We start from the raw sequence: 16,478 nt of genomic DNA on the forward strand, positions 1-16,478 counted from the left end.
GGCCATGTGGCCCGTCGCGGATGATGTTGAACACGCTGCCATGTTGTCCATCTGATCAGGCCCCCGCCGGGGCAACAATGGGGCCAATCCCCCAGTTCAATCAATGCGCGTCAAAATAAGTGACGCTACGTCATTCTTACCACCGCGCTTTCGGGGCAGCGCCCGCGGCACCGCGAATCGCTTCGATCCGGCGCGCGAGCATTTGCAGCTTCTCCACGCTGGCCCCGCTGCTTGTGGCGGTTTCGTCCTCACCGGGACTGATAAAATTGAGCAAGCCGCCAGCGATCTTGGCACCTGTCGCCGAGGGATCTTCGGCGCGCGTGCGCAGCATCTCCATCAGACGGGCCACCCCGGTGGCCGTGAACGGCGTATCAGGCACAAGGCCCTCGTCATCGGCCGGGGTCTGGGTCAGGACCTTGTAGACCTTCATCAGAAGCTTGCGCTGGCGGTTCCGCTTGCCCCCGGGGCCACCCATGCCGCCAAAGACGGCACCCGGCCCCATCGCACCACCCATGCCAATATCGGGCTGCGCGTCATCAGCCGGTTCTGCCGCAGGCGCAGGCGCAGGAGGCGCCCCCGCACGCTTTGATTTCAGCGCTTCAAGGCGTTCCCGCCGCTTGCGCAATTCGTCGCTGTCCTGCTCGGGAGTATCGGCCATATTCACCATCGTCAGATTTGTCTAAAAGTTTGATAACCAAGGTTAAACACATGTCACACGTCGGGTTGCGGACAAGAGGTATGCCATTTCCGCAGGATGGCAGTATAACAGGGGCTATCGTGGGGATACAAGCTGTTCCCTCCTGCGCGTCCGGACCAAAACAACCGTCATGAGCTCACCTTTCAGCGTCTCTTTTGCAAACCCTTCGCGGGTGCTTGGCTTTGCCGGTGAGCTGCTCTCACCGCTGCGAATCCTGCGCCTGACGATCTGGCCCCTGGCGGTGTTTGCACTGATCGCGGGGGCCTATAACTGGTATGACCTTCAGGCCAATCTCGATCGGGCGCTGAGTACCTTCAACTTCTTTCAGAACCTGCTGATCTCGATGGTCACCGCGAACCTGATAAGCCGGTTGGTCATGGGGATGACCATGTCCTACATGGGCGTGCCGCCGCATGAATTCGGCCTGCGGCTGCTCTTTGGGGTGATCCCGCGCTTCTATGTCAGCACGGCCGCGATTCAGGCGCTGGATTTTCCGCAACAACGGGTCTGTTACGCCGCTCCGCTGCTGACACGGCTCGGGCTGTTTGCGTTCGGAGTTCTGATCTGGGTGCTGATGCGCCGCGGCGGGACGGGGGCCGCGGATGCAGCGCTTGTGCTCGGGGCCACGGGGCTGGGCGCGTTTCTCTTTACCGCCAATCCGCTGTGGCGCGCGGACGGGTACATGTGGATGACGGCGTACTTCCGGATGCCCGATCTGCGTGAACAATCCTATCGTTTGCTGAGCCTCATCCTGCGCGGCAAACCGATCCCCGAGATGCTGTCGCGGCGGGAAATCCGGGGGCTGCTCTTTTATGCGGTGGTATCGATCGTGTTCACCACCGTGCTGATCCTGCTGATCCTGTCGACCGTCGCTTTTGCGCTGGAAGAGCAGTTTCGCGGCACCGGGGTGGTCATGTTTGCGGCGATCCTTGCCATGGTGATGGCCTTTCTGATCAGCCGCCGAAGCCGGGGCCGTGAAAGGCCCGTACAAAAGCGACGGGAGCGCGCCGTTGAAACCTCGCGCAGGGGCGATATTTCGTGTTACACCACGCCCAAAGATATTTCAGATGAGGCAGAGCCCGACGGTTCTGAAGCCATGGCGCAGCAGCATACAGGCAAATCCAACCGCAAACGGCAGGATGCCGCCAAGAACCGGCCCGACGAAACCTCGTCGGAGCTGGAGGATCTTCTTGGCCAGCAGGCCGCGCCCGGTGATGCAGCCGCCACCGCCGATCTGGATGCCGAGCTTGAAAAGATCCTGGGCCCGTCAGCGGCGGCCCCGGCGCCGAAAAGCGAGTTTGACGAAATTCTCGACGCGGCCCTGACAGCCCTGCCCGCAGCGGACCCGGAACCGGTTGCGGCCGCGCAGGCCCCGGCCCAGTCGCCTGCGCCCAGGCAAGGCGCCGACGGACGACGCCGACAGCCCCCCCAGTCGCCCCCCCGCGCCTCGGATAATCTCGACCATGTGCTCAAGATCGGAAAGGCACGGCGGACACGGGGAAGCCGCCTGCGGGCGCTTCTGATCTGGGCCCTGCTGCTGGGCGGAATTTACTGGGTGGCAATACAGCCCTACCCGTTTTCGGTGGGAGGAGAGTTCTTCGTGAGCCCGCTGGAGCGGGTCCAAGTCAGGGCCCGCACGAATGGCGAGATCACCCGCATCCATGTCAACGAAGGCGACTGGGTGACAGAAGGCCAGGTTCTTGCCGAGCTATCGGACTGGGAGGAAGCCGGGACCGTGGCCCTTCTCGAAGCCGATCTTGAGCGGCTTGAGGCGCAATTGGCCTCGCTTCTGGAAGCGCCCCGCGAGGAAGAGATCCGCGTGGCTGAACAGGATATCAACGCCGCCAGCGCGCGAGAGGCGCAAGCGCTGGCCGAAAAGAACCGGCAGGAAGGCCTGGTGCAGGCCGGGGCTGCGGCGCAGAAATCGCTGGAGGAGGCGGAAACACTGCTCAGTCTGGCCACCGCGATGCGTGAGCAGGCGGAGGCGCGGCTGGCGCTACTGAAATCGGACGCCTCTGAAAGCGAACTGGCAGCGGCCCGGGCCAGTATTGCGCGCAAGACCGAGGAAATCGAATTGAGCAAGCTGCGGCTCAAACACACCAAGATCCTGGCCCCGGCCGACGGGCAGGTGGTGTCGGCCATGCAGAAGATCGCCGTGGGCACCTTCCTGCGCGAGGGTGACCTTCTGGCAGAGCTTACGGACAGCAGCGTGGTGATGGCCGAGATCGAGGTGCCGGAAACCGAAATCGACGAAGCCTCCATCGGCGCGGAGGTGACGATGAAGCTCTGGCGGCGGCCCGACGAGGTCATCACCGGAACCGTGCAAAGGGTGGCCCCGGTGGCAGAAGAGCGCGAGTTCGGCCGGGTGGTGCGGGTGATTGTCGAGGTGCCGAACCCCGACGGAAAGATCAGCCGCAACCTTACCGGCTATGGCAAGATCATCGTCGACGAGCGCCCGGTCTGGGAGGTGTTCAGCCGGGTCTTCATCCGCTTCTTCAAGATCGAGATCTGGAGCTGGCTGCCCTGAGGCGCCAGGCGTCAATCCGCGAGCGGCACCACGGCCACAGGCATGGCATCGGCCCCCAGGGCCTCAAACCCGACAAAGAGCGTTTCTTCGGTGACATGCAGGCGTGTCACCGCGCCGATGTCGCCAGGCAGATCATGCGGCAGTTCCGTCCAATCCTGAAGGTCGAACGAGGCGAACAGCCGAACCGCGCCGTTGTAATGCGACAGCTCCGGTGCGACGGCGCGCCGGTCATCCTCGGGCGGGCCCGCATAATCCTGCAGGGCAATGACCGTCAGCACCCCGTCGCTGCCCATCGCGCGGAGGGCGGCGTTCTGAACCTGGCCCATCCCCGCGGTCAGCCCGGACGCGGGCAAAAGCAGCCCGCCCGGTGAAAACCGCGGCTGACCGATGACCAGATCCCAGCTGCCATCCGGCTTCACGAGCAACAGCTCGGGCCCCCAGAAACCAGCGGGCTGGCGCGGTGAAGCAAGCGCCGCGGTGCCGACAAGAAGCCCCTTGTCATGCGCCAGCACACCCGCGACAGCGGCATTGACCGCAAAACGTTGCGCGCCGCGACTGATGCATGTCTGTGCCGGCTCGGAGGGCGCGCCGAGATCCCAGCGGACAACATCGAACCCCGCCACAGGATCGCAGAGCGAAACGAAGAGCGCCCCGCCGATCACCGCGCTTGTGCCGATCTGGCGATGCTCCGAAAGGTCCAGACCGTCGAGCGACAGGGCGACGGGGGCCGCACCTTCGGGCAACAGATACAGTGACGGCTCGCCTTCCGGCGACCGCCCGCGCACCATCACCCCGCCCTCGTACCGGCAGATCTGATCGTAGCGCGCAAGCCCCAGCGCGGCCAATGCCGCGGCGACAGGGCGGGCCTTGTCACTTACCGCCACCGGCGGCATCGTTTCGCCGATGATCAAATGCAGGTCCGTATCCTGCGTCAGCAGGTCGACCAAAGCCGTTTCCATGTCATCCGGGGTATCGCTGAGCGTGACCGCGGCGCGCCGTTGCGCACGCGCATCCAAACGCAGCAATTCGATGACCTCGTCCCCGCTTGCGACATCGGTCCGGTGCAGGACGGCAATCGCCCCGCCGCCCGGCGCGGCGGCAAAGGCCGAAACCGATGTGATCACCGATGCCACGGGTGCGGGGCTGGCGAGGATACTGTCCAACGGGTCCGGTCTGGTCATGTGTCATACCCCAGTTGATGCGCCAGCATGCGCGTCTGATCGGCGAAATGCGCGGTTCCGGCACTGACCCATTCCAATGGATCGTCCAGGTTCTCGGGGCGCACGGGACCGACGCGGAAATGCGGCTTCTCGACAAAGCCGCGATTGTTGCCCAAACGAGCGTTATCAGGCCCCATCTTCGCGAAAGGAGAGCATTCAGGCTTCATCATCGCCTCGATCGAGGCGGGATCGGTGGACAGCTCCAGCCACTCGCAGATCTGCGGCAGCACCTGATCGGGGCGTTCCAGGAACCACTCACCCTGAAGGTGCATGTACTGCACCGGGTCGAGCCGGGTCGCAAAGGCGCATATGCTGTGGTGCCGTTCCACCCATCTGGCCTCATATTCGGTCTCGGGTACGTCTTTTGGCCGCCCCGAGGAATGCGCCTTGAAACGAGAGCGGCAGGTGGGCCGCGGATGCCGTGTCAGGTGCAGGTACCTGGCATTGGGAAAGGCGCGATAGATCGCCTCCAGCCGTTCCTGTTTCGGGTTGGAGGGGCTTTTGTCGATCACGACCTTATCCCCCGACATCTCGCACAGCTCCTGAAAAAGCTGACCGCCGGTTTTGGCGCGGCGCGCGTCCAGCCATTCGGCCGCCTGTTCGACCGATTCATAGGTCTGTTCGCCGAAAACCAGCTCGGCCACCGCGCGTTTGAGCCCGCTGCTGGCTCCGGGATGCCCGAAAAAAGGCGTGTCCAGATCCAGGAGCCCTCCCACGGTGCCGCGAACGAACAAATGCACTTCGGGCAGTCCGAACGCCTGTGGGTGCTGTCCGATCACAGCGCAGACAATCGAAGAGAATGACCCCCCGGGACAAAGAATAAATAACGGCTCACGCATATTGAATCGGTCGGTCCTTGCTGTTGTCAGACGCCATAGCCCATCTGCTGGGAAATGGCGATGGTCTCGGGGCGCAGGTGCCGCGCGGGGCTGTCCCAATCCAGCGGGTCGCTGAGCGGCTGTTCGGGAATTTCGCGCCGTGAATATCCCGGATTCCGCAGAAAGTTGGGATCATTGCCAAAGGGGGCGGCCGCCGGGCCAAGACAGGCATAAGGCGATTGCTCGGGGCGCAGCATGGCCTCCATATCGGCCGCGCTCGTCTCAAGCCCGAGCCAGGTGCAGATCTGCGGCAGATAGACATCCGGGGCGCGCAGCACATCTTCGCCGCGCACCGACATGAAGCGGTCCGAGGCAATCCGCGGGGCGACGGTCAGAATGCGGCGGTTGGCCTGATACCAGGCCGTCTCGGGGTCTTTCCGGCCCGGCCCGCGCTTGGTGCCGGTGCCGCCGCCGGGAAACTTCGTGATCTTGGCGATCGACCGGGTGGTGGCACATGGATGCCGGTAGAGATGCAGAAAATACGCATCCGGGCAGGTGTCGACAGCGCGGTTGATGGCCTCGTCGCTGAGCACCGTGCTCGGGCTCTTGTCGATCAGGCGAAGCGGGGCAAGGCGCGTGCCCAGATGCTCCATCACCCGAACCACCGGCCAGGTCCCGCGCTCGTCCACCCAGGCAATGGCCTGCGCCACGGTGGCGTCGGTCTGCGCGCCGAATTCCACCTGAGCGATGGCGCGGTATAGCCCATCCAGCGTGCGCGGGCGGACGATCCTGGCGCGACTGACATAGCGCGCCAGAGTGGTTTCCACGAACGGGTTGACCTCAGGCAGAGTATAAAGCCCGGAATGCTGGCCCAGCATCGATGACACCAGTGACGAAAAGGACCGCATGCAGGTCAGGATGATCAGTGGCGAATGAGCACTCATAAAACGACCCTGCACACCCGGCTTAATGGCTCTGGAAGAACCGGGCGATGTAATCCGTGGCGCTGAAGCTCTGGGTCACTTTGACGTTACGCTTGACCTGCCATCTGGCTGGTTCCGCGCCGGGCCAGGCATGGCCCCCGCCCTGGACCAGGCAGAGCTGAACCGTTTCGCCATTGCCACAGGAGTTGACCGTGCAGCTGGTGTCGCTGGACACCCGGAGCGTCTGCGGCGCGCCCGAGCATTGGTTGCCATTGGTGAAGAAGCTGAGACCGCGACTGACCGGGGGCCAGTCATTCGCCGCTGCGGTCATGGCCCCGATACCGCCATTCAGCGGCACGTTCTGATCGCTGGTGCCATGAATGTGCAGGACGCTTACGCCCTGAGGATAGGGGCAGTTGGCCGAAGACACTGTCGCGGCCACGGCGGCCACGGCGGTGATCTGTCCCCGCAGCACACAGGCGGCGCGATAGGCCATCATCCCGCCCTTGGAAAAGCCCATGGCATAGATGCGGTTCCGGTCGATCGCGTAGTCGCCGGGCACGTTGCGCAAAAGCGCGTCGACAAAGCCCACATCGTCCACGCCCGCATTCTCGGCATATCCGCCCGCCGACACGCTCTCGGCATTCCACGAGCCGCGCCCCGGCCGTTTGCGGCCCAGCCCTTGCGGCGCGACAAGCACCATGCCGTACCGGTCCGCCATCTGCCGAAGGTTCATGCGCTCGACAAAACCGTCCGCACCGCCGCCGCCACCATGAAAGGCCAGCACCATTGGGGCGGGCTGACCTCTGCGGGCCGATGCGGGGGCATAGACATAATAGCTGCGCTGCTGGCCACCGACGACGATGCTGCGCGCCTCCATCTGGCCAACCGAGCTGGGTCGGCCCATCACCGGGGTCGTGACAGCCTGTGTTCCGCCCGTCCGGGCACCGCCGACATAACCGCTTTCGCCCGGCAGCGGTTCATCCGAGAAAATGTCATAGTTCGACGAACCGTAGGAGGAGGGCACCGGTGCCGGGGCTCTTGCCCTGTCAGTAGAGCCGATGCCTGTACTTCTTGAAATGATTTCAGGCAGGCGCGACGCGCGCTGACAGCCAAGCACCGACACCACCGTGACCAGCGCCAGGCTCAAAACCAGAAGACGTTTCATGCACTATTCCTCAAAATGGCTGCCAAGCCAGACCTCAAGCCCGCCATTGGGGTTATCCACGTAGCGGAATTTATTATCGATATCCAAGCCCACTTTGGGCCCGAACGGGTTTACAAAACCTGTTGCGAGCCCGTGGGGCGTGGACTGTAATGTCCGAATACCATAGTTGAACTCATTGCCGAAGCCTTGCGTTGTCACCGGCAGCCAGTTTTCGCCGTCGCGACTCCGGTAAAGCTCAGCCCCGGCGCGCAGCTTGATCAGTTTTTCCATACCGAAACGTTCGATCATCTTGCGGAACGGCGTGGGCCAACGCTCCTGCTCGGAATAGCGGACCATCACCGTCCAGTCGAACGTGCCGACATAGATCCAGCCGTCATGGCTCTCCATCTGCCAGAAATAGCCGTTGAACATATTGTCAAAGCCGGGCGCATAACCCGACAGCGGCACCTTGCGGCCTACCGGGGTCTCGCGTTCGGTGCCGACGATCAGATCCCAGAAGCCGTCTTCATGGATACGGATCAGCTCGGGCCCGGCCGGACCGACGCCATTGGCCCGGTCAATGCCGCCATGCTGAATGCCCGAGCCTGCGTAAACCAGCCCGTCATGCACGGTGAAGGACGCCACCCCCTGATTGAGCTTGCCACGGAAGGCGCCCCGTTCGACCACGCATTCCCAGGCGAAGGGCGGGTTGCCCTCAAGCCGGGTGCGCCAGATCTGATAGCCGTCGATATTGGCCGTCCCGGCATAGAGATACTCGCCACAGCCAACCATCTCGAACACACCGATATTACCCGGATCCCCGAAGGCCGGAGGGTTGATCACCTCCCACTTGCCCTTGGCTGGATCGCGACTGCCGAAGATCACCGCATTGCCCGACACATTGGGCATGCCGCCAGCCCTGCCCGTGGGGCTGGTAAAGAGCCAGCCCTTGTGCGGCACGATCAGGCGCAGGGTGATGATGGATTTGTCAAATCCCTCGGGCATGGGGATTTCATCGAAGCTCTCCCCATCCGCCGAGCGCAGGATACGGGTGCCGAAGCCGCGCGCCGGGGCGTAGGTGGCGGTATAGAGGTGCTCTGTGTCGTCGCTTTCGCCCTGAAACACGCACATGCCCCGATACCCCAACTCCCGCGGGAGTTTCTCGCCATCGGCGTCGATCCAGGGGGATTGGCTGGCCAGAGTCCAGCCGGAATTGGGGGTGCCGGGCGTGGCAGCGGCGGGATCAAAAGCCCAGATTTGCGCGCGCATGTCCTGATCATAGACATAGTCGGGGCACTGGACCGGCCAGCGATCGAGCCGTTTCTGGATCTTGGAGACCTTGAAAAGGCACAGGTTGCTCCGGGTCGTGCCGACATAAAGCCGATCCCGGAACCAGGCCATGGAATGCGGGTAGGCGTTGAGCTTGTCGCCAAATCCGTTCATGGCGATACGCTCGAAATGCTTGGAGGCAAGGCCGGGATTGCGGGCGCGGGGCGGGGCGTCTTTCATCGCGCGGCCCCTCTCAGAACTCGGCCGATTTGCTGCGGCGTTGGGCGTTGATCGCCTCCAGCTCGGCCAGCGTTTCTTCAAGCAGGATCTCAAGCATGTCGGCCCAGCCTTCCAGCTTGAGCCGGTATTCCTCGGCCTCGGGCGTCTCGGACATTGTGACGGCATCGGGCTGGGCGAATTGCTGACGCAGCTCATCATAGACCTGGCGCGCCAGCACGGCGAGCTTGGGGTCGCTCATGATCTGCATATAGGTCAGCGTCTGCGGGTCAGCCCCGTCTTCGCCGGCACCGAATTCAGGCCCGATAAAGGCGCGGTGTTCTTTCGCACGGAGGGAGGGCAGCGTCTTCATGCGTCATACCCCAGAGCTTCGGCGAGAGCGACCACGCGCGGATGCAGCTTTTCGCCATCCTCGCGCCAGGGCAGGTGGGCATCCAGCGGCGCATAGGCCACCTTCCCCTCGCGCAGGGCCGGTGACTTGAGGAAATTGACATCGTTGCCCAGGGGCGCGTTGGGCGGGCCCATACAGGCAAACGGGCTGTCTTCGGGGCGTTTCATGGCGGCAATCGCCTCGGGCGCGTCGGACACACCGAGCCATCGGCAGAGCGCGCCAAGGGTCTCATCCGTGTCATTGAGCAGATCCTCGCCGCGGATGGTCACGAATTGCTCGTCAGGAAGCTGATCGAGAAAGCGCAGGATTTGCACCTGTGTGTCGTGCCACAGGATCTGCGGCTCAAGTGCGGCGTCCTCACCGCGGTGATCGACGGAGTTGAGCGAAAGCAGCACCCCGATCCCGCCCTTTGCGGCGAGGGCCGATTTGCACTGATCAATCGGGCTACGCACGAGATGAACAAACCTGGCATGGGGCGCGGCCTTGAGCATGCGGTTCATGAATTCCTGCCGACGCAGGATGCCGGGGCTTTTCTCGACGATCCGGCGCGGGGCCACCGCCTCGGCCAGCTCCTGCAGCACCTGTGCGGAACTGTATTGCTCGCGCGTGCGCAGCCAGCGCTCGGCCATGCGAATACTTTCGGGAGTCTGCTCGCCACTGAAGACCTCGGCCAGCGCCCGCAAAAGCCCGTGCCGCATGGATTTCCAGAAGGGCGATTTGGGCGTGCCGTCAGGATTTTCGCCGGTGTTGAACTCTTCCATGTCACCGCATTGAAACAGGTTCAGCTCGGGCATGCCGAAAAGCTCGGGATGCTGCCCGATCATGCCCACCGCGAGCGACGAATAAGAACGCGGACCCGCAAGGACAAAGACCGGCGCCGGGAAATCAGGCGCGCTCATGGCTTGCGACCCTCCAGAAACGGAATTTCAAAGACCTTCTCATGCATAACCGGACCATGCCCGAAATAATCGCCTTCGCCAAAACATTCTCCGTGATCGGATGTGATGATGAAATGCGTGTCCTTCGGCGCCTTCTCGATCAGGCTGCCCAGCAGCTCATCGACATATTCCACGCAGCGCACCTGCTGCTCGTGCAGGCTTGTCATATCCTCCTGAGAAAAGAACTCATCCTCGTCCGATGCCATGTCGGTGGCGCTGTCGCCGGTGCGGGCGATGGCCTCATCCATGCCTTTGACCACCCCGTGCACGCCCGAGATGATCGGCAGGCTGTCATCTTTCAGCATGTAGGGGTAATGCGTCTCACCCAGATTCATGAAGTAATAGCTGGGCTGGCTGTCGGAAAACTCGACACCCTCGATCATGCCGGCAAAATCGTTGTGGTCCGACATCAGCTTGTAATCGTCGAAAAAGCGCTTGAACCCGGTGAAGGGGTTGAGCACCGGCATGGAGACGCGGCCCGTTGTGCGGTAGCCATGACCGCTCAGCACCTTGGCAAGGCTCAGCTCGGGCACGAAGCTGGTAAAGGACAGATCCGGCACATCCAGACGGTCCACCCACTTGGCGAATTCCTTTTTGTAAACTTCGGAGGCCAGCACCCGCGACGGGCTGCGATGCGCCACCTGCCCCATGAAGATCGAGTGATGCGACGGCGCGGTCCAGGAGGCATAGCTCCAGCGCTGATGGCCCTCGGAGATCCTGTCCATATTGGGGGTGCGGGCGCGCATGTAGCTGTCATAGCGGCAGCTATCCATGATGATGTAGATGAAATTTCGGGGCATTCTCAACTTGCTTTCAACGTCGTCACGCGGCCCGGCTGCGGGGCCGCGATGGGTTAGTCTCCGCCTTGATCATTGCGGCCCTGGCGGTGTTCGCGCAGGGCGGCACGCAGGGCTTTGGCGGTATAGCTTTGCCAGGCCTGAGCGAGTTCTTCGCCGCTGAGACCCGCCAGCTCTTGCGGGTCCGGCTCCGGGGCGCGGGCGCCGGAACAGGCCGCGGCATAAAGCTCGATGGCGGCATCCGGGCGGCCCGAGGCAAGCGCGACATCGCCGTTCAGCTTGTCCTTGAGCGGCTTCATCGCGGGCCGGTCTTTCAGCGTGGGGATCATGGCGCGCGCCTCGTCAAGCTGTCCCGCGCCAATGAGGGCCGCGATGTAGCGCACACGGTCCACCTCGCGCGCGTTGCCTGTCTCGATCAGGGCGCGGTATTGCTTGACCGCCAATTCCGGTTGCCCGGCGAAGCCGACCATGCGGGCATAGCGGGCAACCGATTGCGGCGTCGCCGGAGCGGTGGCGAGGCTTTCCTCGGCGAGGCTGACGACTTCGTCAAGCCGACCCTCCTTGCGCATCAGCCGCAGATAGGCCCGAAGCGCACGGTTGTTCTTGCCCCCCTGCTCAACCAGCCTGCGCAACTCTTCGACAGCCGCATCCGTCTTGCCCTGCTTCATGTTGATCCGCGCGACAAGCTCGCTTGCCCGTTCCAGCGACGGATCGATATCGAGGGCACGGTCGCACAGCGCCAGCGCGTCGTCGAAGTTCTCATCCGCCATTTTCACCGCGGCGGCCCCGACGATGGCGGGCGCGAATTTCTTGTCGAGTTGCAGCGCCTGGGCAAAGGCGGCGGAGGCACCCGGCAGATCGTCATTGCGCAGCCGCGATACACCAAGCAGCGTGTGCTGCCGCGCCTCCAGCGGGGCAAGAGCGGCCGCCTTTTCCGCCGCTCGCGCGGCATAGTCATTCTTCTTCTGTTTCATCAGCACGCGGGCAAGCGCCGCATAGGCCTGATGCGCGTCGGGAAACTCGCGGACAAGCGGGATCAGCGCGCGTTCGGCTGCTTCGGGTCCTTGCTCGCGCTCCAATTGCTTGACTTGCATGAGGCGCGCCTTGATCCCGGCAGCGTTTGAATCGGTCGGGGCAGCTTGGCTCACGGGCGGCTCTCCAAAAAGCTCAAATGCATCAAAGGCGGCGTGCCGGGCAACACAGGTCCGGCCAACCACCTGTTGGCACAGGCCAACTAAAGGTTTCGCTAGCTAAGTGCCATGCCCTCGGCCCGGGGCCAAGGGCATTTTTCCTCGATAAGCGGAAATTGACGCCGTTCTCACGGATGAGTTGAGCCAGTGGCGCCTATTCGCGCACCACATAAACGGAGGCATCTGAGTGGCGCACCACGCGCGATGCGTTAGGGCCAAGCAAGTAATCCTTGAAATCAGGCTTATGCGCGCCGATCACGATGAGGTCAGCCCCGTCGGCTTCGGCCGTTTTGAGGATTTGCTCATAGGCTGAACCTGTCGCCACCACATGGCGCACCTTGGCATTGGCTTCGACCCCCAGCGCCGCGGTGATCAGATCGCTCAGCGCCGCCTTGGTGTCCTCCACCACCTTTTCGTGATGCTCTTCGTCAAAAAATGCGCCGACCACACTCATGCCGTAGTCGGGCACCACGGTGATCACATCAAGCTGCGCGCCTTCCAGTTCGGCGAGGCGCGCGGCGCGTTTGAGTACCTTGTCCTCGCCCTTGGCATTGCTGATGTCGACGGCACATAGAACGGTCTGAATGCTCATGCCGGTTCTCCTTGTTTGCCCATGCGGGCGCGTTGCAGCATGGCCACCAGTGCGAGCAGCAGAAGGGCGGGGATAAACACCAGCTCCTTCGGCATCTGGCTTTGAGGCACTTTCACCGCGCTGATGCTCACCGGGTTGTCCGCGTAGAAGTCGAAGCTGCTCATCTGGTCCGCGATGGGCGCGCCGAACATCGGCTCTTCGAGGCGCATCACCCCGTCTTCTTCCATGACGATGAAGCCCATCGCTTCCATCCGGGCCGCACCGCCCTCATCCTCGGGCACCGGGACGATGAGCGACATGTCTTTCATCTCGCCCGTGTCGAAGTCAGGTCCGGAGATCACAAAGCGCAACTCCTTGCCCGCCTGGGCGGTGTCCAGCTTGGCCTCAAGCTCGGTCGGAGGGATCTGGGCGTAAGGTGGCTGTATCCTGTCCATGAAATAGTCAGGCCGGAACAGCGCGAAGGCCACGGCGACAAGCAGGATACTTTCATAGATGCGGCTCTTGGTCAGGAAATAGCCCATCGTGCCCGCCGTGAAGACAAGGATCGCGATGGTGGCCGCGACGAAGACGATGATCCCCTGAACCCATGTCACATCAATCAGCAACAGGTCGGTGTTGAAGATGAACACGAAAGGCAGCGCGACGGTCCGCAGGGAATAGAAGAACGCCGTGAAACCCGTGCGGATCGCGTCGCCACCGGAGACAGCCGCCGCCGCAAAGCTCGCAAGGCCCACAGGAGGCGTCACATCGGCCATGATCCCGAAGTAGAACACAAAGAGGTGCACGGCGATCAGCGGCACGATCAGGCCGGATTGCGCGCCCAGTTCCACCACGACCCCCGCCATCAGCGAGGACACGACGATATAGTTCGCCGTCGTCGGCAGGCCCATGCCCAGCACAAGGGATAAAAGCCCCACCATGATCAGCATCATGATCAGATTGCCGCCCGACAGGAACTCAACCAGATCAGCCATCACCTGTCCGACACCGGTCAGCGTCACCGTGCCCACGATCACGCCCGCCGTGGCGGTGGCCAGGCCGATGCCGATCATGTTGCGCGCGCCGTCAATGAGGCCGTTCCAGAGGTCGACAACCCCGTCGCGGAAGGCATTGGCCATATCACTCTGCCCGCGGAAGATCGCCTTGAGCGGGCGCTGGGTGAGCAGGATCACAAAAAGCAGCGCCGTGGCCCAGAACGCCGAGAGGCCGGGCGACTTCTGTTCGATCATCAGGAAATAGACCAGCACGATGATCGGCAGCAGATAGTAAAGCCCCGATTTATAGATCTCGCCCACAACGGGCAGCTCGACCTCTTCGGCATTTGGATCATCCGGCTCAAGATCCGGCACCTGAGCGGCCAGATAAAGCAGCGCGGCATACACGAGGAAGATCAGCGCCGAGAGGACCAGACCCGAGGAGGGCAGCACACCGGTGATCCAGCGCACCGGGTATTGCACGCCATAGCAGAGCGCCGCGAAACCGACGAAGAAGATCGCCATGCCGCCGATGGTCTTGCCCATGCTGACCACGCGATTGCCCAGCGTCGGCATGTTGTTTTTCACCGCTTCGAGGTGAACGATATAGACCAGCGCGATGTAGGAGATCGCGGCAGGCAGGAAGGCGTGGGTGATCACCTCGACGTAAGAGATGCCCACATATTCCACCATCAGGAAGGCCGCGGCGCCCATGACGGGCGGCATGATCTGGCCGTTCACGGACGAGGCCACTTCGACCGCGCCCGCCTTCTCAGACGTGAAGCCCACCCGCTTCATCAGCGGGATGGTGAAGGTGCCGGTGGTGACCACATTGGCAATGGACGAGCCGGAGATAAGCCCCGTGGCCGCCGAGCCGACAACCGCCGCCTTGGCCGGGCCGCCGCGCAGGTGACCCAGCGCGCCAAAGGCCATCTTGATGAAATAGTTCCCGGCCCCCGCCTTATCGAGCAGGGCACCGAAGAGAACGAAGAGGAAGACGAATTTCGTCGACACGCCCAGCGCGATGCCGAACACCCCTTCGGAGGTGATCCACATGTGGCTCATCGCCTTCTTGAGCGACGCGCCTTTCCAGCGGATCACTTCGGGCACCCATTCGGAGGAGCCGAAGAAGACATAAAGCAGGAAGATCGTGGCAATGATCGCCATGGCCGGGCCAAGCGCGCGGCGTGCCGCCTCAAAAAGCAGGATCAGACCGGCAAGGGCGACCCATTTATCGGTATCATCCGCAAGGCCGCCTGCATTCACGATCTTCTCATAGAAGAAAAAGCCATAGAGCGCGATGAACGCCCCGGCGAGGCCCATGATCCAATCCTGGATCGGGATATAGTGGCGCGGGCTCGATTTGAGCGCCGGGTAGGCCATGAAGGCCAGGAAAACGGCAAAGGCCAGGTGAAACTGGCGGGAGTTGTTGATCAGATCACCGGGCAGGATGTAATTGGCCACGGGCGAGGCAAGGATCACCTGGAACACCGACCAGACCACGGCGACAATCGCCAGAAGCGTGCCGACCCCACCGGCGGGGTTACGCGCCCCGGCATCGGTCGAGGCGACCAGATCCTGCAGTTCTTCTTCGCTAAGCGGGCGACCGCCCTGTTTCTCGTCGGCCATCTTCTGTCTCCCTGATCACCGCATTTGCGCGGTTCTTTTTACCTGAGCGGGCTCTTGGCGGCCCTTGCACAGTGACAAAGCGCGGGGGCGGCGCACCGCCCCCGCGAAACGCTGGTGGATTATTCCATCCAGCCTTTTTCTTTGTAATACTTGGCCGCACCGGGGTGCAGCGGGGCCGACAGGCCGTCCTTGATCATTTCCTCAGCCTTGAGGTTGGCGAAGGCCGGGTGCAGCTTCTTGAAGTCCTCGAAGTTTTCGAAAACGGCCGCGACCACGGCATAGACCGCATCCTCGGACACCGCATCGGAGGTCACGAAGGTCGCGCCCACACCAAAGGTGGTCGTGTCATTGTCCGACCCACGATACATGCCGCCGGGGATGGTGGCGGTGCGGTAGAACGAGTTATCGGCGATAAGCCCGTCAATCGCCTCGCCGGTCACGTTCACCAGCACACTGTCACAGGCGGTGGTCGCTTCCTGGATCGAGCCTGAGGGGTGGCCCACGGTGTAAATCATCGCATCGATCTGGTTGTCGCACAGCGCTGCGGACTGTTCGGCGGCCTTCAGCTCGGTCGCCAGCGCGAAGTCATCTGTGGTCCAGCCCAGCGCTTCGAGCACAACATCCATCGTGCCGCGCTGACCGGAACCGGGGTTGCCGATGTTCACACGCTTGCCCTTGAGGTCCTCAAAGCTGGAGATACCGGCATCGGCGCGCGCCACAACGGTGAAGGGCTCGGGGTGCACCGAAAAGACGGCGCGCAGACCTTCGAACGCTCCTGCATCTTCAAACTTCGACGTGCCGTTATAGGCATGGTACTGCCAGTCGGACTGGGCCACGCCGAATTCCAGCTCGCCTTCGCGGATGGTGTTGATGTTATAGACCGAACCGCCGGTCGACTCGACCGAGCAGCGAATGCCATGTTCCTTGCGGCCCTTGTTCACGAGGCGGCAGATCGCGCCCCCGGTGGGGTAGTAGACGCCGGTCACACCACCGGTACCGATGGTGATGAACTCTTCGGCGACGGCCGGAGCGGCGATGCTCATGCTCGCCGCGGCCACAACACCCATGAATGATTTCTTGAAAGCCATATACTTGTTCTCCCTGACAATTGGCGGCGCGCCCTGGCGGC

General features: G+C 62.8%; 14 protein-coding genes. 1 reads left to right on the forward strand and 13 read right to left on the reverse strand.

Going from position 1 to position 16,478, the window contains the following annotated elements:
* Positions 1-136: 136 nt before the first annotated feature.
* The gene (locus EI983_RS16900; protein ID WP_157708521.1) at positions 137-658 is read right to left on the reverse strand and encodes a hypothetical protein; all 522 of its coding nucleotides are present in this window, start codon (positions 656-658) and stop codon (positions 137-139) included.
* 169 nt (positions 659-827) lie between these two features.
* Here EI983_RS16900 and EI983_RS16905 point away from each other — a divergent pair, with 169 nt between their 5' ends.
* Entirely contained in the window at positions 828-3,224 is a 2,397-nt protein-coding gene (locus tag EI983_RS16905; RefSeq protein WP_157708522.1) for an HlyD family secretion protein, read from the forward strand.
* 11 nt (positions 3,225-3,235) lie between these two features.
* On the opposite strand, the gene EI983_RS16910 is transcribed toward EI983_RS16905, so the two are convergent.
* The 12 genes from EI983_RS16910 to EI983_RS16965 form a co-directional block, all read right to left on the reverse strand.
* Entirely contained in the window at positions 3,236-4,405 is a 1,170-nt protein-coding gene (locus EI983_RS16910) for a hypothetical protein (RefSeq protein ID WP_157708523.1), read from the reverse strand.
* Positions 4,402-5,223 (reverse strand): sulfotransferase family protein, encoded by an 822-nt coding sequence (locus tag EI983_RS16915; protein ID WP_246162217.1) that lies wholly within the window; start codon positions 5,221-5,223, stop codon positions 4,402-4,404. The genes EI983_RS16910 and EI983_RS16915 overlap by 4 nt, the downstream gene beginning before the upstream one ends.
* A gap of 86 nt (positions 5,224-5,309) precedes the next feature.
* On the reverse strand, positions 5,310-6,206 hold the full coding sequence (locus tag EI983_RS16920; protein ID WP_157708525.1) for a sulfotransferase family protein: 897 nt from the start codon (positions 6,204-6,206) through the stop codon (positions 5,310-5,312).
* A 22-nt stretch (positions 6,207-6,228) separates the two neighbouring features.
* Positions 6,229-7,353, reverse strand: a complete 1,125-nt coding sequence (locus EI983_RS16925) for a CE1 family esterase (protein ID WP_157708526.1) — start codon at positions 7,351-7,353, stop codon at positions 6,229-6,231.
* A gap of 3 nt (positions 7,354-7,356) precedes the next feature.
* Positions 7,357-8,841 carry a hypothetical protein gene (locus tag EI983_RS16930; protein ID WP_157708527.1) on the reverse strand — a complete coding sequence of 495 codons (1,485 nt, stop codon included), beginning with the start codon at positions 8,839-8,841 and terminating at the stop codon, positions 7,357-7,359.
* A gap of 13 nt (positions 8,842-8,854) precedes the next feature.
* Positions 8,855-9,190: a hypothetical protein gene (locus EI983_RS16935; protein WP_157708528.1), complete on the reverse strand. Its 336-nt coding sequence runs from the start codon at positions 9,188-9,190 to the stop codon at positions 8,855-8,857.
* Positions 9,187-10,128 (reverse strand): sulfotransferase family protein, encoded by a 942-nt coding sequence (locus tag EI983_RS16940; RefSeq protein WP_157708529.1) that lies wholly within the window; start codon positions 10,126-10,128, stop codon positions 9,187-9,189. Before EI983_RS16940 ends, EI983_RS16935 begins: the two co-directional genes overlap by 4 nt.
* The gene (locus EI983_RS16945; protein ID WP_157708530.1) at positions 10,125-10,967 is read right to left on the reverse strand and encodes a sulfatase-like hydrolase/transferase; all 843 of its coding nucleotides are present in this window, start codon (positions 10,965-10,967) and stop codon (positions 10,125-10,127) included. The genes EI983_RS16940 and EI983_RS16945 overlap by 4 nt, the downstream gene beginning before the upstream one ends.
* A gap of 53 nt (positions 10,968-11,020) precedes the next feature.
* The gene (locus EI983_RS16950) at positions 11,021-12,058 is read right to left on the reverse strand and encodes a tetratricopeptide repeat protein (protein ID WP_157708531.1); all 1,038 of its coding nucleotides are present in this window, start codon (positions 12,056-12,058) and stop codon (positions 11,021-11,023) included.
* A gap of 250 nt (positions 12,059-12,308) precedes the next feature.
* Complete coding sequence (locus EI983_RS16955) at positions 12,309-12,746, reverse strand: universal stress protein (RefSeq protein ID WP_157708532.1); 438 nt, start codon at positions 12,744-12,746, stop codon at positions 12,309-12,311.
* A complete protein-coding gene (locus EI983_RS16960; RefSeq protein ID WP_157708533.1) occupies positions 12,743-15,349 on the reverse strand; it encodes a TRAP transporter permease in 2,607 nt (868 codons plus the stop codon). Before EI983_RS16960 ends, EI983_RS16955 begins: the two co-directional genes overlap by 4 nt.
* A gap of 119 nt (positions 15,350-15,468) precedes the next feature.
* Entirely contained in the window at positions 15,469-16,437 is a 969-nt protein-coding gene (locus EI983_RS16965) for a TAXI family TRAP transporter solute-binding subunit (RefSeq protein ID WP_425500882.1), read from the reverse strand.
* Positions 16,438-16,478 lie beyond the last annotated feature (41 nt).

The organism is Roseovarius faecimaris, assembly GCF_009762325.1.
Taxonomy (GTDB): Bacteria; Pseudomonadota; Alphaproteobacteria; order Rhodobacterales; family Rhodobacteraceae; genus Roseovarius; species Roseovarius faecimaris.